This window comes from Mycobacterium sp. MS1601 (genome assembly GCF_001984215.1).
Lineage (GTDB): Bacteria > Actinomycetota > Actinomycetes > Mycobacteriales > Mycobacteriaceae > Mycobacterium.
Map to the genome: position 1 here is coordinate 88,601 of NZ_CP019421.1, position 26,184 is coordinate 114,784.

General features: G+C 66.8%; 29 protein-coding genes. 7 read left to right on the plus strand and 22 right to left on the minus strand.

All coding sequences use genetic code 11. The features are described from left to right. Positions 1 to 107 precede the first annotated feature (107 nt). Genes eccCa through BVC93_RS31170 form a run of 4 tightly spaced genes read right to left on the minus strand, consistent with a single transcriptional unit; the run spans position 108 to position 8,576 of the window. Positions 108 to 4,289, minus strand: coding sequence for a type VII secretion protein EccCa (gene eccCa / locus BVC93_RS31155; RefSeq protein ID WP_083741582.1), 4,182 nt, complete (start codon positions 4,287 to 4,289; stop codon positions 108 to 110). After that, entirely contained in the window at positions 4,290 to 5,873 is a 1,584-nt protein-coding gene (gene eccB, locus BVC93_RS31160; protein WP_192860452.1) for a type VII secretion protein EccB, read from the minus strand. A 17-nt stretch (positions 5,874 to 5,890) separates the two neighbouring features. Continuing rightward, positions 5,891 to 7,741, minus strand: a complete 1,851-nt coding sequence (locus BVC93_RS31165; RefSeq protein ID WP_083741584.1) for an AAA family ATPase — start codon at positions 7,739 to 7,741, stop codon at positions 5,891 to 5,893. Between the two features lie 52 nt (positions 7,742 to 7,793). Continuing rightward, complete coding sequence (locus BVC93_RS31170; RefSeq protein ID WP_083741585.1) at positions 7,794 to 8,576, minus strand: hypothetical protein; 783 nt, start codon at positions 8,574 to 8,576, stop codon at positions 7,794 to 7,796. A 314-nt stretch (positions 8,577 to 8,890) separates the two neighbouring features. Between BVC93_RS31170 and BVC93_RS31175 the strand changes: the two genes are divergently transcribed. Then, a complete protein-coding gene (locus BVC93_RS31175) occupies positions 8,891 to 9,274 on the plus strand; it encodes a hypothetical protein (RefSeq protein WP_083741586.1) in 384 nt (127 codons plus the stop codon). A 57-nt stretch (positions 9,275 to 9,331) separates the two neighbouring features. On the opposite strand, the gene BVC93_RS31180 is transcribed toward BVC93_RS31175, so the two are convergent. The 16 genes from BVC93_RS31180 to BVC93_RS31255 all read right to left on the minus strand — a co-directional run bounded on the left by BVC93_RS31180 (position 9,332) and on the right by BVC93_RS31255 (position 20,736). Continuing rightward, positions 9,332 to 9,514 (minus strand): hypothetical protein, encoded by a 183-nt coding sequence (locus BVC93_RS31180; RefSeq protein ID WP_083741587.1) that lies wholly within the window; start codon positions 9,512 to 9,514, stop codon positions 9,332 to 9,334. Between the two features lie 94 nt (positions 9,515 to 9,608). Beyond that, positions 9,609 to 11,675 (minus strand): ADP-ribosyltransferase, encoded by a 2,067-nt coding sequence (locus BVC93_RS31185; protein WP_236950538.1) that lies wholly within the window; start codon positions 11,673 to 11,675, stop codon positions 9,609 to 9,611. Positions 11,676 to 11,986: 311 nt separating this feature from the next. Next, entirely contained in the window at positions 11,987 to 12,850 is an 864-nt protein-coding gene (locus BVC93_RS31190) for a hypothetical protein (protein WP_083741589.1), read from the minus strand. 119 nt (positions 12,851 to 12,969) lie between these two features. After that, complete coding sequence (locus BVC93_RS33360) at positions 12,970 to 13,326, minus strand: hypothetical protein (protein WP_157517337.1); 357 nt, start codon at positions 13,324 to 13,326, stop codon at positions 12,970 to 12,972. 9 nt (positions 13,327 to 13,335) lie between these two features. Continuing rightward, positions 13,336 to 14,010, minus strand: coding sequence for a sensor domain-containing protein (locus tag BVC93_RS31195; protein ID WP_083741590.1), 675 nt, complete (start codon positions 14,008 to 14,010; stop codon positions 13,336 to 13,338). Next, the gene (locus BVC93_RS31200; protein WP_083741591.1) at positions 14,007 to 14,273 is read right to left on the minus strand and encodes a hypothetical protein; all 267 of its coding nucleotides are present in this window, start codon (positions 14,271 to 14,273) and stop codon (positions 14,007 to 14,009) included. The genes BVC93_RS31195 and BVC93_RS31200 overlap by 4 nt, the downstream gene beginning before the upstream one ends. Positions 14,274 to 14,352: 79 nt before the next feature. Further along, the gene (locus BVC93_RS31205) at positions 14,353 to 14,565 is read right to left on the minus strand and encodes a hypothetical protein (RefSeq protein WP_083741592.1); all 213 of its coding nucleotides are present in this window, start codon (positions 14,563 to 14,565) and stop codon (positions 14,353 to 14,355) included. Between the two features lie 88 nt (positions 14,566 to 14,653). Beyond that, the gene (locus BVC93_RS31210; RefSeq protein WP_157517338.1) at positions 14,654 to 15,355 is read right to left on the minus strand and encodes a hypothetical protein; all 702 of its coding nucleotides are present in this window, start codon (positions 15,353 to 15,355) and stop codon (positions 14,654 to 14,656) included. Positions 15,356 to 15,426: 71 nt separating this feature from the next. Further along, positions 15,427 to 15,846, minus strand: coding sequence for a hypothetical protein (locus BVC93_RS31215; protein WP_083741594.1), 420 nt, complete (start codon positions 15,844 to 15,846; stop codon positions 15,427 to 15,429). Further along, a complete protein-coding gene (locus BVC93_RS31220) occupies positions 15,843 to 16,190 on the minus strand; it encodes a DUF4031 domain-containing protein (protein ID WP_083741595.1) in 348 nt (115 codons plus the stop codon). The genes BVC93_RS31215 and BVC93_RS31220 overlap by 4 nt, the downstream gene beginning before the upstream one ends. After that, the gene (locus BVC93_RS31225; protein WP_236950539.1) at positions 16,187 to 17,149 is read right to left on the minus strand and encodes an alpha/beta fold hydrolase; all 963 of its coding nucleotides are present in this window, start codon (positions 17,147 to 17,149) and stop codon (positions 16,187 to 16,189) included. The genes BVC93_RS31220 and BVC93_RS31225 overlap by 4 nt, the downstream gene beginning before the upstream one ends. Before the next feature lie 28 nt (positions 17,150 to 17,177). Beyond that, positions 17,178 to 18,080, minus strand: coding sequence for a hypothetical protein (locus BVC93_RS34305; RefSeq protein WP_236950540.1), 903 nt, complete (start codon positions 18,078 to 18,080; stop codon positions 17,178 to 17,180). 7 nt (positions 18,081 to 18,087) lie between these two features. Next, the gene (locus BVC93_RS31235; RefSeq protein WP_083741597.1) at positions 18,088 to 18,465 is read right to left on the minus strand and encodes a hypothetical protein; all 378 of its coding nucleotides are present in this window, start codon (positions 18,463 to 18,465) and stop codon (positions 18,088 to 18,090) included. After that, entirely contained in the window at positions 18,462 to 19,595 is a 1,134-nt protein-coding gene (locus BVC93_RS31240) for a DUF5131 family protein (RefSeq protein WP_083741598.1), read from the minus strand. The genes BVC93_RS31235 and BVC93_RS31240 overlap by 4 nt, the downstream gene beginning before the upstream one ends. Beyond that, a complete protein-coding gene (locus BVC93_RS31245; RefSeq protein WP_157517339.1) occupies positions 19,595 to 19,885 on the minus strand; it encodes a hypothetical protein in 291 nt (96 codons plus the stop codon). Before BVC93_RS31245 ends, BVC93_RS31240 begins: the two co-directional genes overlap by 1 nt. 575 nt (positions 19,886 to 20,460) lie before the next feature. Continuing rightward, positions 20,461 to 20,736 (minus strand): hypothetical protein, encoded by a 276-nt coding sequence (locus tag BVC93_RS31255; protein ID WP_157517340.1) that lies wholly within the window; start codon positions 20,734 to 20,736, stop codon positions 20,461 to 20,463. Between the two features lie 253 nt (positions 20,737 to 20,989). On the opposite strand from BVC93_RS31255, the gene BVC93_RS31260 reads away from it, so the two are divergent. Genes BVC93_RS31260 through BVC93_RS31280 form a run of 5 tightly spaced genes read left to right on the plus strand, consistent with a single transcriptional unit; the run spans position 20,990 to position 24,486 of the window. After that, positions 20,990 to 21,364, plus strand: coding sequence for a helix-turn-helix domain-containing protein (locus BVC93_RS31260; RefSeq protein ID WP_236950548.1), 375 nt, complete (start codon positions 20,990 to 20,992; stop codon positions 21,362 to 21,364). A gap of 5 nt (positions 21,365 to 21,369) precedes the next feature. Then, a complete protein-coding gene (locus tag BVC93_RS31265) occupies positions 21,370 to 21,870 on the plus strand; it encodes a hypothetical protein (RefSeq protein WP_083741603.1) in 501 nt (166 codons plus the stop codon). Further along, positions 21,867 to 22,307, plus strand: coding sequence for a hypothetical protein (locus tag BVC93_RS34655; RefSeq protein ID WP_083741604.1), 441 nt, complete (start codon positions 21,867 to 21,869; stop codon positions 22,305 to 22,307). The genes BVC93_RS31265 and BVC93_RS34655 overlap by 4 nt, the downstream gene beginning before the upstream one ends. Positions 22,308 to 22,345: 38 nt before the next feature. Next, positions 22,346 to 23,065 (plus strand): DUF6545 domain-containing protein, encoded by a 720-nt coding sequence (locus tag BVC93_RS31275; RefSeq protein ID WP_083741605.1) that lies wholly within the window; start codon positions 22,346 to 22,348, stop codon positions 23,063 to 23,065. Between the two features lie 11 nt (positions 23,066 to 23,076). Next, a complete protein-coding gene (locus tag BVC93_RS31280) occupies positions 23,077 to 24,486 on the plus strand; it encodes a cytochrome P450 (protein WP_236950541.1) in 1,410 nt (469 codons plus the stop codon). Positions 24,487 to 24,567: 81 nt separating this feature from the next. Here BVC93_RS31280 and BVC93_RS31285 read toward each other — a convergent pair whose 3' ends face one another. Together BVC93_RS31285 and BVC93_RS31290 are read right to left on the minus strand one after the other, a co-directional pair. After that, positions 24,568 to 24,984: a type II toxin-antitoxin system VapC family toxin gene (locus BVC93_RS31285; RefSeq protein WP_083741607.1), complete on the minus strand. Its 417-nt coding sequence runs from the start codon at positions 24,982 to 24,984 to the stop codon at positions 24,568 to 24,570. Further along, positions 24,981 to 25,196 carry a FitA-like ribbon-helix-helix domain-containing protein gene (locus tag BVC93_RS31290; RefSeq protein WP_157517364.1) on the minus strand — a complete coding sequence of 72 codons (216 nt, stop codon included), beginning with the start codon at positions 25,194 to 25,196 and terminating at the stop codon, positions 24,981 to 24,983. Before BVC93_RS31290 ends, BVC93_RS31285 begins: the two co-directional genes overlap by 4 nt. A gap of 168 nt (positions 25,197 to 25,364) precedes the next feature. Between BVC93_RS31290 and BVC93_RS31295 the strand changes: the two genes are divergently transcribed. Then, positions 25,365 to 26,078: a hypothetical protein gene (locus tag BVC93_RS31295; protein WP_083741609.1), complete on the plus strand. Its 714-nt coding sequence runs from the start codon at positions 25,365 to 25,367 to the stop codon at positions 26,076 to 26,078. Positions 26,079 to 26,184: the final 106 nt, after the last annotated feature.

Genomic DNA, 26,184 nt, shown 5'->3' on the forward strand with positions numbered 1-26,184 from the left:
CGCGGCAATATTACCTGTGATGGTAAAACTTTGCACCAGCCTAGCGCCATTGTGAAGAGGTGGTGTCGCACTTTTTCCTGTTCCGCGCGGTGCCGGTCGCGTTTTCATCAGTCGCCCAGGCTGTCATCGTCGCTGTACCGAATGCCCGACCACGCGGCTTGGACTCTGCCCTTGCGTGCGAAGCCTGACTCCAGATAGCGGGCGCGGCCCGGGATGCCGAAGTTCTCGAACTTCTGATCACCGATCTGACCGTCGAACTTGTTACCCGAGAGCATCACTGTGGGTGCCGCGTCCCCGATCATGCGACGCAGAATCGGGTCCCTGTTGACCGCGATGAAGAACTCTTCAGCTGCTCGGGCGAGCACGAAGTGCCAACCCTTGGCCAACGCCTCGTTCTCCAGCTGCGGCAGCATCTTGAAGATCGCCGGTTGGTCCCCGAAGTTCCTGGTGTTGGCGAACAGGTGGTAGTCGTCGATGATCATGAAGATCTCCGGGCCTGACCACCACGAACGCGCCGCCCGCGTTTTCGCGTCGATGCCTGGGGGCAGCTCGCGTGCTCCCAGGTTGTAGCGGTCCCACAGCTTGACCACCGCAGCGGCCAGTTCGTCGTCATTGGTGACGTAGGCGAACAGGTTCTTGTCGCTGATCTTGCCCAGGTGCCGGCGCCGCGGGTCGATGAAGATGACCGCGGCCTCATCGACGCCGCCGGGGAACCGGCGCGTGATGCTGTCGTAGATGGCCCCGATCGCCTCGCTCTTGCCTGACTTCGCGTTGCCCGCGATGAGCAAGTGCGGCTCGCGCCACATCTCGGCGTAGGCGGGGGTGAGCCGTTCCTCCTGGATGCCGAAGGCCAGGCGCAGCTGCCGCCGCGGGTCCCAGACTCCCCCGTTTTTCTCGACCGCTCGGTGGTCGGCTTCCAGAACCATCTCGGCGAGGTGGTCGTAGGTCAGCGAGGTGGGCAGCGTGCGCAGACGTTCGGCCGAGCTGGTGGCGAACTGGTCGGCAATCTGGCGCACCAGCGCCGACATGCCCTCGTTGATCGAGGTCTGATCCTGGATGCCGTCGATGCGGGGTAGCGCGACGAGCCCCTGCAGGGTTGAGCCTGTGGCCAGGACGTGCCCCGGGGATTGGCGCCGGTTCTTGGACAGGGCGTTGTCGATGCGGGAGAACTCATCGGTGTCCAGCTCGATGACCGCTTCCATGTGCGGTTCGATACCGCGCATCTCGACGACGCGCGTTGTCGACATCACCAGGTGCACGCCATAGTTCAGAGCACCTGCGATCAGCGACTCAACTTCATTGCCGCGGTATTGCAGCACCTGGCCTTCGGACACGGCTGCGTCCCATCCGTCGATCATGATGTAGACGTCGCCGTAGTGATCCTCGCGCAGCAGCGGGTGGTCAGGGTTGGTTCGCAGCTTGCGGTAGTCGGCCATGGTGCCGATCTTGTTGTCCCGGAAGATCCGCTCGCGGTCGGTGATCAAGCTGCGCACCTGCGAGAGCATGCGGTTGATGGCGTCGTGCTCGGACCTGGTGGCCACCCCGCCAACGTGCGGCAGGTCCGCCAGCGGGCCCAGGCCGCCGCCGGCGTAGTCGACCAGATACATCTGCACCTGCTCGGGGGTGTTGTGCAGCGCCAGTGAGCACGCCAGCGTCTTGAGGGCGGTGGACTTGCCCTTCTGCGCACCGCCGAGGATCAGGACGTTCTGGTTGGCGGTGTCGATGGTCCACGTCGGCTGGGCATGCTTGACCGGATCGTCGAACATGCCCATCGGCACACGCAGCTGCGGCAGGGCGGTATTGGCCGGCACAGCCCAATCGCGCAGGGCGGGCTCGGCATCGTCGAGGGTCTTGACTTCCAACGGCGGCAGCCACATCCGGTAGGGCGCCGGGAAACCCGAGTTCCGCAGAAGCTCGACGACGGTGGTGAAGATGGTCGGGGCCGCCTCGAGTTCCTCTTCGGTGCGCTCAGGTTCGCTGACCACCTCGACCGAGGCGTTGGTGTCCTTCGGCAGCGGCGCCTCGATCGCGGTGAAGGCCTGCGGCCCGACGAATCCCCCATCGTCGGAACGAGTCTGAGCGCGCTCGACGCTGATCTCCGAGGCCGGCGGGAAGTATGCCGCGCCGGTGAAGCCTGCGTAGAACTGCGTCAGCTCACCGGCGCGGTCGCCGGCGCTGCCCAGCAGGATGCCATGCCCGGGTGTGCCGGGCAGGCGGTAGGCGGCATCGGAGCTGTCCAGCAGTGCCCGCGATTCCTGGGCGGTCTGGGTCTTCAAACCGATCTTGTAGCCGATGTTGGATTCCAGGCCACTGGTGCGACCAGAGATGTCGAGGTTCTGAGAGGCGAACAGCAGGTAGATACCCAGCGACCGGCCCACGCGGCCGATGCGTTTGAACAGGTTGCCGTAGTCGGGGTACTCGGCGAGCAGCTCGGCGAACTCGTCGATGATGACGTACAGCGAGGGCAGCGGCGCGAGGTCGACGCCGCGCTCACGCAGCTGCTCGTAATCGCGAATGTCCTTGACGTCGTAGCGGTTACTCAGTTCGTCGGCGCCGCGCAGGATCTGGAATCTGCGCGCGATCTCGCCGTCGATCATCTCGGCCATGCGCGAGACCAGGTGGGATTCCTGCTCCATGTTGGTGATGACCGCGGTGACATGGGGTAGGTCACCCATGCCCAGGAATGTCGGTCCGCCCTTGAAGTCGACCAGCAGCAGGTTGAGCATGTCCGGGGAGTGCGTCACGCACGCGTTGAGCACCAGGTTGCGCATGAACTCGGACTTGCCCGAACCGGTGGTGCCCAGCAGCTGCCCGTGCGGGCCGGTACCGCCGTCGGCGGCCTGCTTGATGTCCAGGTCCAGCCGGTCGCCATTGGCCAGGAACCCGATCGGGATGCGCAGGCGCCGCTTGTCGCCGTAGCGGCTGATCGCGCTCCAGGTGTCCATCGGGTCCAGGGAGCCCGGGTCGCGCACCCGCATCAGCGTCCCCCAGTCGCGGCCACGCTCGGACTGCTTGGCTTGGCGCCCCAGACTGGTCAGCGATGTGACTTCGTATTTGGCCAGCTGCCGCGCCAGAGTCCGCGCATCGGTCAGCGAGACCTGATCGGCCAGAGCGACTTTGGTCGGCTCTGCCAACGGCTTGTCGGCTTCGGTGCGCCACACGGTCCGGTCGGGGTCGCAGCGCAGCACGATGCCCTCGCTGGAGGTCAGAGCATTCTCGGGCGGGTTGACCATCAGCCAGGTCACCCCGGCCCGCGGCGCGATGACCGAGTCGATGAGCTTGTCGTTGACTGCGGAGTCCACGATGACCAGCACGTGGCGGTACTTGTCGTTGACGAACTCGACATGGGGATCGAAGTTCATCGTGAAGTCGATGAGCTTGGCCGGGTCCTCGTCGTCGTCCCCGCCGACGCTGGCGGTCAGTGTCGACCAGTCCGAGTACATCATTCGCGCGCTGCCCAGACGGTCGAGTTTGAACGGGTGCTGGGTGTGGGGCAACCACTTCATCCACGACCACTGCGGCCCGTCCGGATCGTCGGTGAGCACGACCATCGACAGGTTGTCCGGACCGTGGGTGACCGCGGCATGCACCAGCATCGCGCGCAACATGCCCAGCGCAACCTCCCGCTCCCCGGAGATCCCGATGATCGGGAACCGGGCGGTGGCCAGCGCCAATGGCATCCCGGACGCCGTGGTGTGGTGGCGCAGGAACCGCACGGTCTGCACCCAGCCCACCGGCTCCAGGAACTCCCCTGGAGGTGCCTCGGGGGCAACGATGCGCGCCGCCAGCTCCACCTCACCGACGCCGTAGCGCAGCGCGGTGAATCCGTCGTTGGTGGGAGTGACCTCCCACATGCGTTCGTTACCAATGAGACTGGGCAGCATCACCGGGTCGGGGAAGGCGTGCTGCAGCCCTTCATGCATGCTCAGACCACGCTTGAACACCTTTTCCCGGGTGACCCCCAGGCCGCGGGTCTGGGCTTTGCGGTCCGACAGCAGCTGCGCCCGCGAGGTCCCACCCCCGCCGCTCTGGCCGAACATCATGCCGCCCATGCCCATGAGCATGATCAGCGGAAGCATGATGAACATCGGGTTGAACCGACCCGATCGCATCATCAGCGCGACCATGCCGGCCAGCACCACCAGCATCAGCAGGGGCAGGCCCACGGTTCGGATCTTCGAGACCGGCTCGCCCTCTTCGATCTCCTTGGGCGACGGGACCTGAATTTCCTCACGCGAGATCCGTGGGGGTTCGACCGGCATGAACGGCCGGTTGAAGCTGGTACGCACCTACTTCACTTCCTTCTTGTCCAGTCCTGCGACAACAGGATTGAGGGGCACCCCGTCGTGGCGGATGAGTGCGTCCTTCTGCGAGAGCGTGGGACCCGGCGCGAACAGCGACACCACAACCCAGGGCGCCGGCACCGGGTAATGCAACTTCAGCGCCGTCAGGGTCACGTCGCCGGATTCTCTGTCAGAGGTGTCCAGCCCGAACCGCACACCGGTATCAGCGACCCAGAAGTAGGACTCCCTCAGCCGGGAATCCGTGGCCGCGCTGGTGACTTGCACGAACCGTCCGGTCGTCGAGGGCATGTACACCTGGTCGGCGGTCATACCCTCCGACGTCGGGGCTGACACCATCGGGACGATCGCCTTGACCTGCTCGGGCCGCAGCGGCAACGTGCGCCCGGTGACCACCTCGGTACGCGAGGTCGGCTCATCACCGAAGTGCGACCACGACCAGCACGTCACCGGCTCGTTGTCGGCGCTGACCAGCTCCACCGCGGCCTTCGGATAGAACGACACCGCCAACATGGTCGACTTCGGCAGGGCCGCCAGCTCGTCCGGGCCGATCTCGACAGGCTCGGTGCTGACCTGGGGGTTGGCGGCCCGGATCATCGTCGCCGCAGTCAAACTGACCTCCTGCACCCCATCGGGCAGCGTGGCGTAGTAGGTCTGCTCACCAGACAAGTCGCGCGCGGTGAGGATGGTGCCCACCGTCAACGGGCGGTTCTCCGCGAACGCCGGCCGTTCACCGACCCCGGGGATCGCCGGGGCAATCAGTGGCGGCTCGGCCGGGATCGCATTGAACAGGCCCTGGGAGATCGGCAGGACGAGATCCTCGGCACTGAGCCCCAGCGCGTCGGCGACGATCGGATCGGTGATGTCCAGCGTCGAGCGGACCACAACTCCGTCGGGACGCGAGTAAATCAGCCACGTCCGGTTGTCGTAGCCCACCAGTCGGGCCTGGTCGCCACCCATCGTGGCGGTGTCAGCGCCCTTGGTCAGCACGCCGCCGATGGCTGTCGTGGTGACCGGTGAACGGGCCGTGGTCGGCAATCCGGACACTGGATCCAGCGGAACCGCTGAGCCGGTCATCGTGGTGTCACACACCGTCCACACCGACCACGGGTCTTCGGCGTCACGAATGTCGTTGGGCGCACCGGGGATTCCGACCAGGGAGCCGCGCGGGTACTTGTCGATCTCGGCGGCGCCGGCCTTGACCGGGTTGTCGGGCTGCCCGACGATCAGCCGCGCCGAGGTCAGGTTGGCCACCGGATCCAAGCGGTCACCGACACGCACGTAGAGCGCGCCGCTGTCCTTGTCCATGACGATCTTGGCGTCCTTGACTTGCCCGGCCGGGGAGAACAGACCCCACACCACCGCGCCGAGGCAGACCACGATCCCGAGCAAGATGCCCAACACCAGCGGAGAGGACTGGGCCCGCTGCGGGTCGTCGATCATGCGGGTGTCCCGGCGCACCAGGGCGTGCTGCAGCCGGCGGTACAGGAACCGCCACCCGCTGACCTGATACTTCGCGGTGAGCCGGAACCCGCGGCGACGCCGCTGCTCGGGACCCTCCAGTTCAGCCACGACTACTCTCCCAACGACTATCCATTGAACGGAACTCCCTGCACGGAACAGACTTCACGGAACGCCGCGGCCACATCAGTCTCGTCGATCGTGACCAGCACCTCTTTGACCGACAGGTCGATATCGGTGCTCGTCGACAACCGGAAATCCCTGATCTCGGTGGCCTTCTCGGTCACATTGCGAATGAAGCGGGCGTTGCCGGCCTTGTCGATGCCCGACACCACCCGAGGGTTGCCGCCGGAGTCGACGTCATCGACCGACGTCTGCGCCAGCGTCATCAGGTTGGCAAGCATGAGGTCCTGGGCCGCCGCCGAGTACAGCGACGATTCATTGCTGGCCATCAGGTCGGCGATCTTGACCAAGTCCTCGGGGGTGTAGGAGTCGAAGTGGATCCGCGTGGTGAACCGGGTCGCCAGGCCCTCATTGCTCGTCAGGAACCGGTTGATGTCGGCTTCGTAGCCGGCGATCACGGTCACCAGCTTCTTGTTCGGATCCTCGGTTTTGCGCTCGTTCTCCAACCGCGCCAACAGCGTGTCGATCGCCTCCTGGCCGTAGGCGTCACCGTCGGAATAGCCCTTCTGGTACAGCGAATAGGCCTCGTCGATGAACAGCAGCCCACCGAGCGCTTTGTCGATGACCGCGTTGGTCTTCTGGGCCGTCTTGCCCAAATACTGGTCGACCATCTGCGGGCGTGATGCCTCCACCACTTCCGGGCGCGCGATGACGCCAAGCCCGAACAGCAGCTGCGCCAGGATGCGGGCCATCGTGGTCTTACCGGTACCAGGAGGGCCCGTGAAAATGTAGGCCGCGCCGACGTCCTTCTTGGCGATGCCCATCTCGGCGCGCTTCTGGTCCATCATCGCCTTGGCTTCTAGGCGACGGATCTGCTCCTTGACCCCACCCATGCCGATCTGCTGGTCCAGCAACGCCATTGCCTCAGCGCGCACCCCGTCGCGACGCTTCTCGCGGGCCTCGACCTCCAGCGATGCCGCCGAACTTCCCGACTCGGGATCCCAGATGTCGGTCCGGGTCGCCAGCGACGCCGCAGTGACGGTCTCGATCGTCTTCTCCGGATCCTCGATGGCCTCCTGCACCTCGGGCAGATTCATCCAGGCCTGAAGCTCGGTGAACGCCTTCGTGGCTTCGTCGCGCTGCCCTTGTGCGCGCATCGCGTATCCGCGGCCCAAACGGAGCTTGGCGTGCACATCGTTGGGCAATCCCGATGTGTTCAAACCTATTTCGGCGAAGCGCTGGGCTTCCACGGGATTCCCGGTGCCTACCAGCGCCCACACCTTCCACACCAGCATGCCGGCGTTGAGCAGGTTCACAATGGTCGGATCCTGCGACCGCCATTGCTGCTTGCCTTCGAAGCTGAGCACATCGGGCCAGCGCCGCGCCAGGCCGAGCAACCCCAGTCGCACATAGTCGAGCACGTCCAGATCGATATCGGGCACGTTGGGCTGCCGGAACTCCCGATTGATGACTTCGTCGGCTTTGGCCAGCTGCCGGGGCGTCGCTTCGGCCAACGCCGCGGCATAGGCGATCGCCACATGCAGCCGCGTGTGGGTGGGCATACGCAGCGTGAAAGACCCCAGCGTCAACGACGTGACCACGTTGAGGTCCCCCACGTTCATCTGGGCCGACTTGAGCGCCGCACCCAGATTGTTCACCGACTTGTAGGCCCCGGCGGCGACCTCCAGCGAGGTGTCCCCAGTGGCAAGCCTGCCCAGCCACGCATCGCACATCAACGGGTCCTGCTGGGCGGCCATCCGAAACGCCTCGCGCGCTTCATCGGTCTGACTGTTGCGCAGGTACCTCAACCCCAACACGAACACGTCGAGGGGTTTTGTGTTGACACCTGTCGTCATCGCTCACCAGCCTTCTCACCACAGCGGAAACGTGCACGCCAGAGGGGCGCAGTTATGCGACGATCCTAGCCGGGCTAGACGGCGTCAACCGGTGCCGACCATTGACGAAAATGCGGCCGCCGGCAATCCCGGTGTAGTGGCTGTCCTTGGCGTCCTGGGCGCAGGATTCCATCAAAGGGCAGCCCTTGCACAGCATCTCGGCCTCAGCGCACGCGATCCGGCACTGGGCCTTGGAGCCACCCTCAGCAAAGACCTTGCTGGCTCGACCCGGCTCACCATCAGAGTCCTCCCACTCGACGAGGAGCCCGACGTTCTTCTTGCAGTTCGGCACGTTAGCCGCTGCCGGAGCTGCGCCGGGCCGGCGGGCGCCAGGACCGCGCCCCATGGCCACAGCCAGGCGGGCCGCGGCGCCGGCGTGCACCGACTGGGGCGCTGCCGCGCGGGCCAGTCGAGGCCGGGACGAGACGACCGATGGGGTGGCGCACACCGCGGCCGCCTGCTGAGCGGCCCGTCGATGCTGTTGCGCTCGTTCGTCATTGGCCTGCTTGATCAGGGCCGCGGCGTCCGCCCCCTTGGGGCCGGTGCCAGGCATCGGGACATCTCCCAGGATCGCGGGGTCCAGACCCGCGGCGGCCATGAACGGGGCCAGCATGCTGGGCGGTGACGCCAGGACTGCAGTGGCGGTGTCGACCAAGCCGATGCTGTTGAGATGGTCGACCACCTTGCGTCGCGCTAGGCGGCCCTGCCGGCGGCTGCCGTTGGCGCGCGCGGCGGCGGGGAAGGACGAGCAGGCCGGGCAGCGGCGGCGCTGCCCGTTCTTGAGTGAGCGGCACATCAGAAGGCCCCCGAAAACGGTCGGGCCGGGATACGACGAATAAACATGGTTTCCCTTCCGGTGAAGGTGTCTTTGGCATGGCCAGATTAACCCACATCCGGGGAATTCACCACCATTGGTAAGTTTTAATTCGCCTCACCGCTGCCCCTTCGGCCCCATATAGGCACGTCAGACCGAAGAAATCCATCAGATCATCGTTTTGGACGGACTCGCCCCGCGATGGCGGAAAGTGCACACGGCACCGGCGCGGCGCACCCACCGCGGCCGCGCCGGCAGGCAGGATTCCCTTGCAACAGCCCCACCGGGAGATCCACATGAATGACGACCCACAGCACTACTGCGGCCGCCACCGCGACCGCGAGGCCGACCTCGACGAGACCGCCGGACTGCTCGAACAACTGGCCGTCGCCTCGCTGCTCAGCGAGGCAGAGGATCTGACCCGCGGCGTGCGCCACCTGTCGATCGCCACCGGCGACCCCGAGACCGATGACGACCTAGCCCGCATCAATGCGCTGACCACAGCGGCACGGGATGATCGCACCGACGCCAAGACCACAGCCATCCGCGGAGGCAGCGACTACCTGACCATCCGCATAGAGGGTGCCGGCGCCGAAGCCTTCGTCGAAGACCTCGCCGCCCTCGCTCACCGCCTCGACCCCGGCTTCTGGCGCATCAACCGCTCCCCCCACCCGACGTGAACAGGGCAGACGACATGTCCCCACGCCGGGCGTGCGTAGCGCTGCCGCGGCGGGCGGCTACTCGTCGGAGGCGCGTACCGGTTCCCCGTTGCGAAGGTCATACGCCGCAGATCTGATCGTCACCAATTCCAGCTCGTCGAGATCAGCCACCCGTCCGATGGAATCGGCGATCGCCTCCGGGCTCATGCCCTCGTCCAGCCGCTCCTGGATCTCGTCGATCTGCGCCCTGGTCAACGCCATCCCAGTTCCTCCCTCGTGCACACCTGACGCCGGCTCCCACCGGCCGGGGACATGCTATTTCCCCAGCTCACCACCCCTGCTGGGTGTGTGGCCATCAGCTTGCCTTCTTCCAGCCACCGGCACCAGTGTCTTCGGACTCCGCGACCAGGTCCTCAGCCACCAGGTACACCGTGGGTGCGCCCGCGATACCGGAATGGTCGACGTGCACACACCGCAGATGCGACCCCATCGGCAGGATCACCTCGTCCTCACCGGAGAAGTTCGAGATGCTCTTCACTGGCAGGCCCTCGCGGGTCCGCACGACCATGTAGTACGGCGGGTGCCCGGCGAACGCTGACGCGGTGGACTGCTTGGTGGTCGTGCTGGTCACCTTGCCCACCTCCATGCGCGATCCCACGGTGAACACCGCGTCGATGTACTCCGCCGGCGTCCCCTTCCACCCACTGGGCACCCTGGTGCCGCGCACCACCGTCATCGGCGTCATGTTCGGGTTGTGCTCGCGGAACTTGTCGAACGCCGACTCGATCCCCGAGACCACCGTCTTGATCGACCCGGAAGGCTTCGCGCCGTCACGTCCACAGATGGCAGCGTTGATGCTCGTGTAGCTGCCACCGGTATAGGTCGTCAGCGCTGAGCGCTCCTTGCCGTCGAGCTTCTTCTTGACGAATTCCGCGTTCACCGTGGTCAATTCACCGATGCTTGAGGTCTGCACACCCGGACCGCTCCCCGAGAAACCCCACGCCTTGAGGTTTCCGGCGCGCTGGGCGATGACCGCGTAGTCATCGGCGGTTTCCTTGCCCCAGGCGCGGATACCGCTGCGCCACAGCGACTTGTGCTTGTCCTCACCGATGCTCTCCGGCGGGATCTTGTGATCGAAGTGCGGGATGACACCGCCCCCGCGCGTCGGCGTCCCCAGCGCGCGGCGATGCGCGGCCGCATAGGCGGCCTCGGCCTCCTGGGCGCCCTTGCCGGCGGCCAGGGCGTCGGTGCGGGCCGCCTCCCCGGCTGCCACGGCCGCCTTCTCGCGCATCAGCTTCTTGTGCCGCTTGGTCGCGTCGTAGATGTCCGCGCGCACGGGCCCGGCACCTACCGAGTCGACGAGCTTGCCGCGGGCCTCGCTCATCTTGTCGTCGAGGAACTTCTGGTGCTGCTCGGCGGTCCAATGGTGTTCTGCGGCTTGGCCGGCCAACTGCATCAGCGCTTGGGTCTTGATGTGGTGGGCCTGGGCTTCGGTATCGCTGGCCCCCTCATGCAGCGCCGGCAGCTCGTCGAGCATGGGGATCCGGTTGGCCTTGTTCAACGCCGCGGACTTGCCGTTGGCCGCAGCCACGCCGTGATACACCCCGTCGCGCTTCTGCAGGATCAGGAAGTCCCCGGATCCGCGACGGTGAATGGCCGTGCCGCCGTCGAGCAGTCGTCCCTCGACTTCCACCGCACCCGAGCCGGTTTCCATCAGGAACTTCCCCGGCGTGTAGACCGAGGTGTCGCGCACGGCGCCCGCGGTCAGCGAGGGCTGAGGGCCGCCATCGAGCGCGCCGGCCGCCTCGGCTGCCACCGCCCGGTTCAACGAACGCGCCAACGCCTCGACGTCCTCGCTGCTCAAGTTCGCGCAGTAGGCGTCGCGCTCCTCCTCGGGCAGCGTCGTGGCGACGCCGTACTTGGCGGCGACCACGTCGTCGGCTGCGTCGGGGACGGCCTTCTTGGCCTGCTCGTAGGCCGCCTTCGCCGCCTCGATGGCCTCACTGGCCTCCCCGAGCTGCTCCATCTGCTCAGCGGTCAGAGCCTCCTCGTCACCGGTGCCCAACTCCTTGACCAGCTTCCGGCGCCGCGACTGGGCCCGTGACACCGCCTTGCGGGCATCGTCGACGCTCTTCTCCGCGGCCGCGAACGCCGCCTCCGCGGCTTCCAGTGCCTGCTCTTCAGCAGAGATCTGCGGACCGGCCAGAGCGGCCTGCTCAGCTTTGGCCGCCGCGATCAGCAGACCGGCAGAGGGCGGGTTGGCGTGCGTGCTGGGCATCGGGACGTCCCCGAGCACCGACTCCTCAATGCCCATGGCCTTCATGAACTCCGGCAGGATGCTCGGCGGGGCGGACAGGATCGCTTTCGCGGTGTCGACGAGGCCTTGTTCGGTGAGGTGGTCGACGACCTTCTTGCGGGCCATCCGCCCCAGGCGGCGATTGCCGTTGGCTTTCGCCGCGGCTCCGTAGCTTCCGCAGCCGGGGCATCGCCGCCCACCATGCTTCGTCGATCGGCACACCGCGCGCCTCCTTCAGGGTGTCTTTGGCTGGTACACCCAGGAAGTACCGGCGCCCGGCGGCGTTTCCGTCACCGCAGTCGCAAAATCACCACAAATTGGTTCACCACCAGCGGCGATGCCACGTCCCTAACCTGTCGGCCGCGGCGCCGAGCCGACGGCCACGACTGCCACCAGCAAGCCTGTGACCAGGCTCAACGACACGTCCCGACGGGCATTCAGTCGGTGCTGACCGGCTCACCCTCCGGTGACTGATCGGCGAGACGCTTGCGGGCGCTGCGAAGACCATTGCGCCTCTGCTCGCGCCGGGCCCTGAATCCGAGCCCAATCCCTGCGGGCTTGATCGTTATCCACTGCTCGGTGGCCAGCCACCCAGCTTGTGCCTCAGCGTCCTCGACATCGCGGAACACCCTGCTGCCGTCCAAGTCGAGAACCTCAGCAATATCCGCCCACTGCAGGTGAGGCTTCTCGCCGGCGGCGTGGGACTGCCGAATCAACCCTGCTACCCGCCGCCCGACCGGATCCGGCGCCCGGTATCCCGCTACGAAGAAGCTCGGGCCGGCGCACAGACTGCGTGGCTGATCATTGAATGCAAACCATCCCCGCCGGCGGCCACGCCGAATCAGGAGACTGCGGACACCGTCGCGCCGCAGGTACCCCTGAACGCCGCCCTCACCAACGCCGCTCTCGACACCGAACTCATCAAAGGCGCGCTCAACGGGTGCGCTGCTGAAGAACTCGTTCCACGTCGGCCCAGTCCCGTGTGTCTGCCGGTACTCATGTAGCCAGGGCGCACCGAGCTGACCGAAACGGTCGATCTCCGCATCAGACCACTTCCGCGCGGGCTCGCGCACCACCGGCGGGCGGGCATTGGCGGCGCCTGCCTGAACGGCTCGCTGCGTGGGCACCTGGCCCTTCTTGAGCAGGGCCAGTACCGCATTGGCGTCCGCGGACTGGGGATCGGGTAGCACCAATGGCTCACGTTCGGCCGAGGTGGGATTCAGCGCCTTGACCAGCAGATCCCTGTAGCCGTCGACATTTTCGGCTCCAGCTGCTCCCAGCCAGCCATCAATAGCCTCCACCGGCCGACCTCCTCGTCCCACCCAGCACAACCGCGTCGCCTATCAGGATAGGGCTGACCCAGCACGAAACGGCTCCATTCAGAGCCTCACCAAGACCCCCGAACAGCGGGGTCATCACATCAGCCGCCGTCCTTGTTGAGTAGGGCGCCGACGTCCGAGCAGTCTCTGCACTCGGCGCCCAAGCCAGGATCGAGAATTGGGTTCTCCGCCGTGTAGCGGATGCCGCACCGGGGACAGTATTCGCGGGGCCGAGCTAGCGGTATGCCGTAGCTGTCGCAGCGCGGAGTCGGAGCAGCGCGGACGTAGCCGCGCACCAGGCACACCTCGACATGGGGAGCCGATGGGTCACGGGCCGGCCGCGACGGTGCACGCCTGCGCACGCGCCGACGTTCTACTGGCGGGGCCGGTTCCGGCCGGGCGGGCAGCAGTATGTCGAGCATCTCTGGGGTGACGTCGAAGACGTTGATGGAGATCACGACTCGCCTCTAACCAGCGACCCGATCGGCGATCTGGCCGGCGATCGTGACGGCCGCCCGGTCCTCGATGTCATAGGAGCACGTCATCACATCGGCGACGACGTTGACCGCCGCGGCCAAGGCCCGCTGGCAGGTCCATCCTTCGCCGAGCTGCTGCGGCGTCACCAAGGCCAGCACCGAGCCCTCGTCGTCCACCGAGCCCACCAGCCACACCGCGTCAGCTTCCGGCGAGCGGTAGGCGTAGCGGCCCGCCCGAGCGCACGCCGCCCAGATGCCGGCCGAGTCGGTGAGAAACTCCGCCGCCTGGGCCTGCGTCGAGAACTCGATCACGCCCTGGTGGACCAGGTGCTCAAAATCCGCACCCTCTTCGCGCAGGCTCTGCACCCGCACGGCCGTCCAACCCGCGTCGCTGTAGACGTGCTCTTGTCCCACGCTGCTCACCGACAAACACTGCGTGGGGTTGGTGCGGCCGCCGTCCTCGACCAGCGTGCTCTGAGTAACGGCAGCCACCATGCCCTCAGCGCCCATCGCGGCGTTGATCTCGGCGGGACTGAGCAGAAACGACTGCAACGCCACCGCTTCCCGCGCCCCCTCGCCGGGTCTACCGTCCCCGGACACAGTGACACTGCACCCTGCCACCGCGGCGACAGCGACCAAAGCCCCGGCGCGCAGCAGCACGTTCATGAGCCCAGCAGGGTCACGTAGTCGTGCGCGCCGAACTCCAGGTGATGGGTGTGCCCCAGGTCGTCCACGAGCACCAGCAGCGGCCGCCCAGCGAGAGGCACACCCTGCCCGTCAGGGGTGACGCCGACGGCCGCGGTGGCCGCCAGACCGTCCACCGTGCCGGTGATCTCACCGAACCGCACGCGCACCCCGCGGTACGCCGCATCGGAGAGGTCACGCACCAGCACCCGCGCCTTGGAGACAGCGCCGGAACCCATCATCATGGAGCCCCCGCGCCGCTTCCGCTGGCGCTGGCGCCCGGGACGGGATTCTCATTCGGTTGCATCGGGTTTCGCCCTTCACTCATTGCAGGACTTTGAATGCGTCGAGGAACGCCCATCCGCCGCCGGCGCCCGCACTGCCCGCCGCGACCAATACGGCCGCAGTCCAGATCAGCCTCTGGACACGGCGCAGCAGCCGCAGCAGCGACAGCGCGCCAAGCACTCCCACCGCGCCCAGTGCCACCATCAGCATCGGGCTGGACTCGATGCCGGCGCCCTCCAGCAGATCGGTCATCGACACGCTTTCCTCCTGAAATATGTTTCTGTGCAAGTGTTTTTGCACCCGACAGCAGGGGCGGGTGCCCGGCGGCTCACATACAGCGTCAAGCAGGTGCGGCAGGGGTGCCGATGGAGATTTCGTAGTGGGCGGCCAGCGTAGTCAGCACCGAACACGGAGCGCTGATGGTGCACTCGGCAAGGACGGTGCCCTCCCACTCACCGGCCCACACGCCGTCGGCGGCGACAGTGCAGCCGGAGCAGATGATCCCTACTTCTGGACAGGTCTCCCCGTAGCCGTGGGCGTTGGCGACGCCGATCTCCGCGCATTCCTCGCACACCACAACGGTGGGCAGGTGGCGGGAGGCGTGCCCGAGCAGCTGGGAACGGTGTGAGGGACCGAGCCGATCCGCGCCTTGCCACAGCGCGGGATCGTGGGCGATCTTGTCCAGCAGCCGCTCGCCGAAGTCCTCGCCGAGACGGGCGGTGATCACCGCGGCGTCGAAGCCGTTGACGGTGGTGAACGCGGCGATCTCCTCGTCGACGTCGCCGCGGTGCAGCGCCAGGATCCACGCACAGTCCGGGCAGCGCGGCCCGTACTCCAGCGCCGCCTCCCGGCTGTAGGGGCCCCACGCGGGGGCCAGCTTGGCGACCCGCCGGCACAGGGCGCTCGCATGCGCCAAGCGCGGATCCCCGCCGGCGAACTCGAGTGCAACACCGGCGGCCTCACTGGTCACGATGTGGCGCTCGCGCCCCGAGACTGCGAACACCAGCTCAGCGGCCGGCAACGAAACGTAATCAATACTCACTGAATTCCTCTCTTGTGAAACATGTTCGGGCCGCCCGGCGGCCCGCGGGCGGGCCGGACTCAGGGGACGTGTCATCTCCGCTGGTCACCGAGGGGGACCACGTGCCAGCGTGTCCCCTCCGTGGCTGCCACTACCTCCCGTGGGAACTCCCGCGGCCCGCGGGGCCCCGACAGCGGGCGACATCCCCGGCCCTTCCCGCTGCGCTGACACACAAACCCACCGGTGACCTCCGAGACCCCGTCACGGGTGAAGAACCGGACAGGGAACTCGGTGAGCCGCGACAACGCTTCCAGCTGCTCCCAACTCGGGTACAACTGCCCGGCCTCCCACTGATCGACCGCGGGCTCCTGCACCCCGCATGCCTCGTCGACCTCGGGGCCGTAGAGCGCACGCATGTCCAGCGCCGCGGTGATCGCCCTGGGCGACACCAGGCCCTCGCGCCACGCCTCGAACGGGTCACTCTGACCGTCCCAGTCCACCTCAGCGCTCATGCCTGCTTCTCCATTTCCGACTCGGCGCCCTGACCGGCCTGGTAGCGGGCGTTGATGATCGCGACCGCGTCACGCCAGCTCACCTCCACCGCCCCCAGCCTGACCGCTTGAGCGCGCTTGGATTCGGTGACGTCGTAGTGCCAGTTCTCCGCCGCCCGGCTCCCCGGGCGCGCCTTGAACGGCTTACCGATCTTCACCGGATCCTGAAACCAGCTGCGCCGCAATCCCAGACGTGCCGCGAAGGCGTGAAGCTCGTCCTGGGTGTCGGCGAACAGATGCGACCACGTCGTGGCGTGGCGCCCGACGCGCGCCGGGATCCGCGCGTTGTCGACATAGACGGTCACGACGCCACCCCCGCCAGCGCGGCCACCTGCGCGACGGGCCGCGCACCGCTGACCGCATCAACACCGAGGTCCTCGAAAGAGCCGTCGATACCGGCGGCTCGCCGGATCGCCTCATGAACGAGCTGCGCGGCCTCCTGCGGGAGCATGTGCCCCGCCCCGGGGATGTGCACGTGCTCAGCGCCCGGGATCGCCGCCGCCAGGTCCCGGGCATGCACCGCCGGGGTCAACGGGTCAGCGCCACCGCTGAGCACCACCGTGCGCGCCCGGATGCTCGACAGCATCGGATATTGGTCGTAGTCCCGCAGCGCCGGCAGGAACCCGACCGCCGTGGCCACCGAGACAGCCGCCAGAGCGTCGGCGGCCACCGCGGCCAGCGCCGCAGCCGACGCTCCACGCCGCCAACGGCTCAACGTCGCACACAGCGGAGCGGCCATCGCCCTGACCGCCTGCTCCGGCGCCACACCGGCGACACCGACCAGCGCCGCGGTCGCCGGCGTTCCCAGTAGCCGACCCATGCCCCGCTGCCGCAGCTTGCCCGCCGCGGTGGCCACCAGCACCAGACCCACCGGATCGACCGGCCGCCTGCCGGCATCCAACCCGAGATAGCCCAGGGCGGTCATACCGCCCATGCTGTGGCCCACCAGTGTCACCGGACCACTGACCTCGCACACCGCCAGCACCTGGGCCAGGTCCTCGGCCAGCCGCTCAATGCGGTAGGTGCTCATCGGCGCCTGACCGGACCGGCCATGACCGCGATGGTCGTAGCTCAGGATCCGCACCGCAGACCCGTACCGGCTCACCAGAGAGTCGACCTGGCGCGCCCAGCACACCTGCGACAGGCACAGCCCGTGTAGGAACACCACGGTGTGCGCAGCGTCCCGGCGACCCGTCTCGCGCACGGCCAGAACCACACCGTCGTCGGTCGTGACATGAACGTCGCGTCCCTGACGCGCCTTCACACAGTCACCATTCACGGCCCGCACCTCCCTACACCAGCGCCTCGACGCGCGTTGCAGCACTTCTGCTTTCATCGCCCACATCACCGGCGGACTGCACTCCTGCCAGCGCGACCGACAGGTCGGCGATGGCCTTGCTCGCGGCCGCGACAGGGTTGGCGTATCCCACGGTGATGCGCTGTGCGACCCGCGCCACGCTCCCGTGCGCGCTCACCAGCGCAGCGATCTCACCCAAGGACTGCAGACCGATCGCTCCGGGGCGAGGCGGTTTGTCCGCTGAGTTCCAGTCGATCGGCGCACCCAGCACCTCCTGGAGCACGGCCAGGCGCTGCTGCAGCTCCGATACATCCGGCAGCGCGGCGATCCGCCGCGCCAACGCCGCATCGGCCTCGGCGTTGGCCTTCACAGTTGCGGCGGCCAGGGCAGCTTTGTCCCCGGCGTTCAGCGCTTCGGCCCGCAACGTGTCGTAGCGGGCGAACACCGAGCGCACCGCATCCCAGGACGGGTCGTGATCGGCCTTGGGCGCTGCCGGGCGGTGGATGGCCATCCGGGTCACCGACCGACCGGGCGACATCAGTCCCCAGCCCTCGGGCAGCTCGCCCTCGCGCACGATCGACGGGTCGGACACGACCAGCCACCACTGGTGGCACTGATCGGCCCAGGCGTCGGCCTTGCCGGTCTTGCGGCCCAGCTCAGCGACCCAGTCCGAGCGCGACACCTTGATCTCGTGGCCGATCAGCTGGCGACCGCTGGCGGTGGTGAACCCGACGTACACCGCGTCGCAGCGCCGCCCGGCACCGTACCCGCCGTTCATCCCCACCTCGGGGACGAAGATCCCGCCTGGAAGACGCCGTGACGGCTCGATGTAGTGGCGCCGCAATCTGCCCAGCAGAGCGTCCGCCGTCATCGGCGCTACCGCACGTGTGGGGGCCATCGCAGCGCTACTTCACGTCGGTCACGTCGATGGGCAGCCAATTGCGCGATGACACAGCCCATTTCCCGTCGCGGACCAGCTCGGCGAGTTCTTGGCACTGCTCGTCGGTGTCGACGTCCCAGCCCTGCCCGATCGTGTTGACCGGCCCACGAACACCGGCCCGCCAATCCAGGACCGTGTACTCCCACGCGCCCCGCCGGCGAAACGGCGCCTGCCGTGTCAGCACCGCGACGTCGTCCACACGGCCACGCACCGTCCACCACTGCCGCTCGGCGTCGAGCTTGACCCGCTGACCGACCGCCATGTCCACCGGCGTCATCGGCTCCGGCTGGTAGTACTGCCGCAGCTTGGACCGCTCGGCGTTGGTGATCGTCTGCGTCGTCATCTCGATTCCTCCTGCACGGTGACTGGCTCTCTTACCGGTGAAGTACCGCCGCGGGTGACTGTTTCCGTCACTGCGTCCGGGTACTGATCCCAGGTCCGCCCGTCGAGCACCCGGCCGGCGCGTTGCTTGCCCACCCGGACCGCGATGGTGTCGCGGTCGAGCAGCACGGTGTTGGTGGTGCGCTCGCCGGGCTCCAGCAGCCGCATCTGCGCGCCGCGCAAGGTCGAGCTGCCCGGTGCGGGGATGCGGACCGCCGGAGACCTGCGCCCACCGGCCGGACTGTCGTAGGCACGTCCGAACGCGAACTCCTCGTCATCGGCGATGGGGACCGGCAAGTACTCACCGAACTGCTTGAAGAAGAACGCGATCTCACCGGTGAGGCACTCATCGCGCAGGCTGCGCGCCCAGTCCGGGTGCATGGGCCGCGCGCCGGGCCCGGATTCGCCGCCGACGATGACCCAGTGCAGGACTTCCCGCACGTTGAGTCGTGTGCCGTCCCACGCGGGATGTTCCTCTGGCGGAGTCCATTTGCGCAGCGCCGCGCTGAGCTTGACCAGCTCAAGCAAGGGCTCCAGCGAGAGATAGCGGATGGCGGCCGGGGTGTCCAGCAGGGCGGGGATGCGCCGGTCGGCCCAGTACTGGCTTTCCACGCTGACGCCGAGCCACACGTTGGGTAGGAACCGCCGGCGAAGGTCCGGCGGGTACTGCTTGCGCCCCGGCCCGGTACCCGCCAGGTCCAGCCAGTGGGAGTTCACGTCTTCCCAGAACGACGGGTTGTTCAGCAGCGCACGCATTCTGGCGTGCCGCTTGGTCAGGACCTGAAAGGTATGGGCACCGGATGAGGCCATGACCGCCCACACGCGGGCGATGTAGTCATCGGGCACCTCAGCGTGGAACAGGTCGCCGGTGGAGCAGACGAACACCTTCCTGGGGGCCCGCCATCGCAGGGGCTGATCGAGCCGGTCCGGCCAGAGCGTGACATCAAATCCGTTGGGCCAGGCCTTTGTTCCCGCGAAACGATTCGCGTGCCGCGCGGCGTAGCAGTTGGTACATCCGTCGGAAATTGGAGTGCATCCCGTGACCACTGGCCATGTCGAGGTGGTCCACTCGATCTTGCTTCGGGCCCCCATCACCGGTCTCCGGCTGCCAGGTCTGCGGCCTCCACGACCAACGGTTCCCGTGGTGCGCATCCCACGCCGTAGGCATGGCTCCAGGCCTCGATCGCCGCGGCGGCCTTCACGACCCAGCGCCGCTGGCCCTCCCAGCCGCAGGTGCACCGGGCCTGCCGGTGACGAAGGCGGCGCCGCGGCCGCACCGACACAACGGCAACGACCCCAGCGGCAACGGGTGAGGCCTCAGCGTCGGCGAGCGGTGCGGCTGTAAGTACGGGCGAGCGCTCGTCCAGGGTTGAGTTCGACATCGCGGTCGTCTCCTTCGTCTCGGCGGGGGCAGCCCTCGCGGTGACCTTGGGTCGGCGGGTGAAAGAAGCAGATTTCGCATCGCCCCAACCCGCGGCACTGGGCCTCGGTGAAGATCGGCGGGAGATCTCCGGTCGACATCGCTGCCTCCTCCGTCTGTCACGGCAACGCCACCTCATGAACTCTGCAAATCGTAACAACGCGATCCGACAGAACAGCGCCCGCGAACAGGGGAATTACGGCCCGTCAGGCTGATATTCCCTCAGGTGGTGATGAATGCAGTGCTCGATGACATAGGTGAGTGGGTCTACCAGCGGTGATAGCAGGTCCCCCGCACATGGGGTCGGGATCAGCCCACGGCGACCCAGGAGACGCGCGACGACGTCGCGGACGCATGGCGCAAGACAGAGGCAAGAAGGAGGCGGGGGCCCAGGGCTCGGCCGGCTACGCCAAGGGACGTGCCATCACCGCAGGTAGCGACACTGCGAGACCGAAACCCCAGGCATGGAGAGGCTTTCAACCACACCAACCGCCATCTACCGGCACACTTCGGATGCCGGTTGGCGGCGCGGCGGAGCTACGGGCGGCCGACCGCCGGCACCTGGATGCGATTCAGGCGGCTCTTGGCGGCGTCGGCGATCTGGCTGTCCTGCAGGATCAGTCGCAGCAGGTGCGCGCGAGCGTCGGCGTCGAAGGGATCGCCGTGCAGCTCGTCGCAGGCGATCTTCAGCTCGCGGGAGTATCTGCGCACCAACATGAGATCCGCATCGGGCCCGGGTAGCGGAATGACGTGCGCCCCGCCCGATTTGCGATGGGGTGAAGGACTCAGTGCCGCCCCCGACTTACTGACCATGCAGCCATTTATAGCCATATTCGTCAGCAGTCGCAACGTGTACTCATGTGAATGACAACTGGAAGCGCATATCCGCCACTACCTCACAGCTGCGCTGAACTGCACAAACGCTATGGTCCATACCGTGTAGTAACATCAGTACACGACATGAGTGGGCGCATGAAACGAGAGTACATTGACTGAAACGGCGTCCGAGAACGCTGCCGCTGAACCGTCAGAGCTGTCCATCAAGCTCAACAAGCTCTTCGACATCATGCACAAAGCCTCACAGCCGCCGCTGTCCAACGCAGCCGCCGCCGAGGCCATCACCGAAAAGACCGGCGTCTCCATCAGCGCGGCCTACCTCTGGCAGCTGCGCAACGGGATGAAGACCAACCCCACCGTCACCCACCTGCGCGCAATCGCCCAGTTCTTCGGCGTCGCACCGTCATACCTGGTCGACCCCGGTATCGACCCCGACATCGACGCCCAGCTCAACCTGCTCGAAGCGATGCGCGACGCCGGCGTCCGCGACCTCGCCATGCGCGCCTCCGGACTCACCCCGCAGGCCCTCAACAGCCTGGCCGCTATGGTCGACCATGCGCGGCAACTCGAACAGCTTCCGCCAGTGCAGACACCCGGGGAATAGCAAGAATGGCAGTACCGAACGAAGACATGCTCGCGATGGCCCGCGAGCTGCCGATCCCAGTGCCATGGGACCTTGACGTCTTCATCCAGAACATCGCCGCCCAACGCGGCCGGCCGATCCACCTGATCCCCACTGAGACCGCGGCCCTGGCCGGTAGTCCGTGCGGGCTGTGGCTCACCCGCGACGACGACGATCTCATCCTGCACGAAGTGGGCACGTCGGCCTACCATATTTCGACCATCGTTTGCCACGAAATTGGGCACATGATGCTCGGCCACGGCCGCACCAGAGCCTTCGGCGCTGACCGCGACCGCGAAATTGAGATGTGCCAGAAGGTATTACCAGGCATCGACCCCTCTTCAGTCAACGCCGTACTGGGCCGCACCGACTTCGCCAGCGACCAGGAACGTGACGCTGAGATGTTTGCCAGCATCCTCATGATCGCCGCCGCCGAAGTCGCCGACCAACAGTCGATGATGCGCAGCGTGTTCTTCCGATCACCGTGACCACCTCCGTCCCGGCCTACCTGACCTGGCCGCTGCTGGTGTTCATGGTGATCGTCGTCATCACCCGCTACGCCTTCTTCCGCAGCAACCAATACGACACCTACTTCAACAACACCCTGGCCCTCATGGTGTTATCCAACCTGCTGCGTGAACGCGCCATCGAGAACGTCCTCGCCGACCACGGCATCCTGTCCATCACCGCCGCACAACAACTCTCACTCGCGGTCATGATCTTCGCCGCCTCAGAGTTCATCGGCTTCATCTCCCTGTGGGCCCGTCTGTCCCCCAACAAACCCGCCGCCGCCACCGCTACCACCGCGCCGCCGCCACCGCCCTGGCCATCGGCTTCCTCCTGGCCGCCACACCCGCCCGCCGCGCCGGCCAAACCCTCGAAGAATTCGGCGGCTGGTACAGCGTCCTGGCATGGGCGCTACTGACCAGCATCTTCATCGCCCTGGCCTACAAGCTGCTGCACATGGTGATCAACGAGCTGCTGCGCCCCGCCGCCAAACCCCGCGAACGCCTCATCGCCATCAGCGGCATCGCCGTCGGTATCGCCGTCGGAAGCACCAGCATCGACGCCGTCATCCTGGCCACCCTCGAAGAACTCGACTGGGTCCACAGCGTCGACTTCCGGCTCACCCTGCACGGCTCCAACATCTTCTGGGAAACAGTCGGCGTCAGCGCACTCGCCGCCGTGCCGGCCGTCAGAGCGCTCTTCGCACGCGTCGGCCTCGACGCCACCAGCCGCCACTGGCGCCAGCTCCAACCCTTGCGCGCCAGCATGACTGAGGCCGTCCCAGCCAGCGCCTTCGAACTGCGCACACCCAACCCGCGCCGCCAGAAGTCCTCCCTGGACTTGCATCAGACCACCGTCCAGATCCGCGACGCGATCCTGCAGCTGCGCGGCTACTTCCACGACGTCGACGACGCCCGGGCCGAGCGCTTCATCACCCAGTTCTCCATCCCGACCAGCCGACGCGAACCCGCCCTCGCGGCACTGCAACTGGCCCACGCCGTCCGCACCAAGGCCGCCGGCGCCCAACCCGTACCCGTCGACTCCTCCGTCATCCTCAAGTCCCGATCGACCAACCTCGAAGACGAAACCGCCGAACTGCTGCGCCTGGCCCGGTGGTGGCCTCAAGCACAACAAGCCACCCAACACAGCCCCCAGCCCAGCACGACACCGAGATGAGCCCATCAGCCATGTCCACCAACACTTCCGCGACGCTGCCCCACCCCCGCTGGCGCATGCCGATCATCGGAGATCTCCTCACCATCGACCTCGCCAAACCCTGCCAGGGCCTGGCCAAGGACAACGTCGCCCGCGGCGGCATCGTCGAACAACGCATCTTCGACGTCCCCGTCATCGTGCTGTCTGACCCCGCCCTGATCGACGACGTCAACGACGAAACCACGTGGGAAAAACACGTCGGGCACTCACTGCGCAAACTGCGCCCCCTCGGCGGCGACGGCCTGTTCACCGCCTACAACCACGAACCCAACTGGCGCACCGCCCACAACGTGCTCATGCCGGCCTTCACCAAGACCGCCATGGAGTCCTACCACCCCACCATGCTGGCCACCATCGGCGAACTCACCGACGCCTGGGCCAACCGCGCCGGCAACGACGCCTGGATCGACATCCCCAACGAAGCAAACCGGCTCACCACCGAGATCGTCGCCCGCGCCGGCATCAGCCACTCCTTCAACAAGCTCGACGACCCCACCGACGACCCCTTCATCGCCACCGTCCTGCGCGAGCTGAAGTACGCCAACCGCCGCACCGACGCAATCCCGCTCTACGAGAAGCTCTTCGGGAAAGCTCAGCGCCGCCAGCACCTGCAAGACAAAGCAGCCCTGCGCGCGCAGATCGCCACCATCATCAACGACCGCCGCAACGCCGGCCCCCGCACCGCCGACGGCGCCGACATGCTCGACATCATGCTCAACTCCGCCGACCCCGAGACCGGCCGAACCCTCGACGACGACAACATCACCAACCAGATCCTGACCCTGCTCGTCGCCGGCAGCGAAACCTCAGCCAACGCCATCGGCTTCGCCCTGCACTTCCTGGCCCACCACCCCGACATCGCCGCGGCCGCCCGCGCCGAGATCGACCAACGCTGGCCCGACCGCGACTTCCCCGGCATCGCCTTCGACGACGTCGCCCCGATGCGCCACCTGCGCCGCATCGTCGACGAAACCCTGCGACTGTGGCCGGTGGCCCCCGGCTACTTCCGCCAAGCCAAGACCGACACCACCATCGGCGACGGCAAGTACCACTTCGCCGCCGGCGACTGGGTCTTCGTCCTACTCCTGGCCGCCCACCGCGACCCCAACACCTGGGGCCCCGACGCCGACCAGTTCCGTCCAGACCGCTTCCTGCCCGACAACATCCGCAAGCTGCCCCCACACGTCTACAAGCCCTTCGGCGTCGGCGCACGGGCCTGCATCGGCCGCCAGTTCGCCCTCCACGAGATCATGCTGACCCTGGCCACTGTCCTGCATCAGTTCGACCTCGAACCCGAACCCGGTTACGAGCTGAAAGTCTCCGAAACCCTCACCCTCAAGCCCGACGAACTGCGCCTGCGCCTGCACCGCCGCACCACCTAGAGTCTCCGGCCCAACCCGTTGGTTGCACGGTGGCGCCGAGCGGCGGCTCCCCGCACAGCCCAAGGGTGACGGCCAGTCGCTTCAGCGATAGCTCCACGGGTCCAGGCATCGAACACCGAGTGGTTCGAAGTGTCGGGTATTGCGAGTAACGACCGTCTTGTCGGTGGCCTGGGCGACCGCGGCGGTCAACGCATCGTCATAGGGAGAATGCTCGGGCACCCGATAGGTGGCCAAGATACGAGCCGCAACCAGATCGAAAGGCAGTGTCCGGCGAGCGAACACGGGCAGCACCTTGGTATCGAACCAGCGTCGCAGGTGCGCGCCCTGGGTCGGGTCGGCACGTTCCTTCGCGATCACGCCGCGTTCGATTTCAGCCAGGGTGATCGCGGAGATGAACTGCTCAGAGGGTTCTACCGAGTCCGCCCACGCCGCCACGGCCGGATTGCGGCCCGGCACACGCAAAGCGGACACCACGTTGGTGTCCAGCACGTAGGTCACAGGTCTGAGGTGCGGGCGGTCAGGCCGAGGCGCTCGGGCTCGAAGTCGATCTCCTGGCCGCTGTCGGCGGCCAGGAGCGCCGACATAGGGACATCTTCACCCGCTACCCCTGCAGTGAGGATCGCGCGCGCTTCGGCCTCAACGGAGTGATGGTGCCGTGCGGCGCGCGCCCGCAGCGCAGCCTTGGTTCCCTCAGGGAGGTTTCGGATCACGATCTGCTCCATCCACCGATGATATCGCATTCCTGATATCATCGCGATGATCGTGGCAATCGGCGGCCGACTCGTCTACCGAGCCGACAGCGAAGTCAAGATCGTCCAAGCCCGCTACCGCTACCAGCCCGTCACGCCGACCGTGGAACACACCAGGAGACAACGCTTATGGCCGGTTTTGACCACGACGCCCTCGCCGCGGCGATGCCATGGGAAACCGACCCGTTCACGATCCTCGACTCATCAAGCCAAGCAACCCGGACACCCATCCCGCACGCCTGGCGACCGATAGCCGACTCCACCGACCCCGACGAACGCACACACTGCGCACGCAGCCTCTGGAACGCCGAATTCCTCAGCCTGGTACCGAAATTCGCCGAAGCGCTCAACACCCGCCTGGTCGACGTGCGCGTCGCCAAACACACCTGGATCCCGACGCCATGCCTGGACTACGTGATCGCAGCACTCGACGGCGACGGCTACGGCGTCTGGATGGGCGAAGACCCCGCCACCTTCGGCGACCACGACCCGCCACACTTCGACACCCTGCCCCCAGCTGTGCAGACATTCCTGCGCGACGTCCACGCCGGATTCACCACCTGGGACCGCGAATCCTGCGGCCTGACACCACCATCGGTGATGAGTACCTTCGCCACGCACTGCAACGACCCCACAGACGCCCGGCCGATCCAATGGCACGAAACCCGAGTACCGCCGCCGCGGATGCACCGCCTACTGCGAGTCACCGGCCGCGGCCCGCACGCAGATCTGCTGACCTCACCAGATCTGCCGCCGGGCACCGCAATCACTTACGTCGATCCCGACTTCGAACTCACGACATTCAGCGAAGCACTCGACCTGTTCATGACGATGCCGCTCTAACGGTGCCTCAGGGCCGTTGGTAGCGCGGAACTACCGCGAGGTCGCGGCTGGAGTGTCCCTGTGTTGCCAGCATCTGTAGCCAGCTGTGTCGACACGACGGTTGCAG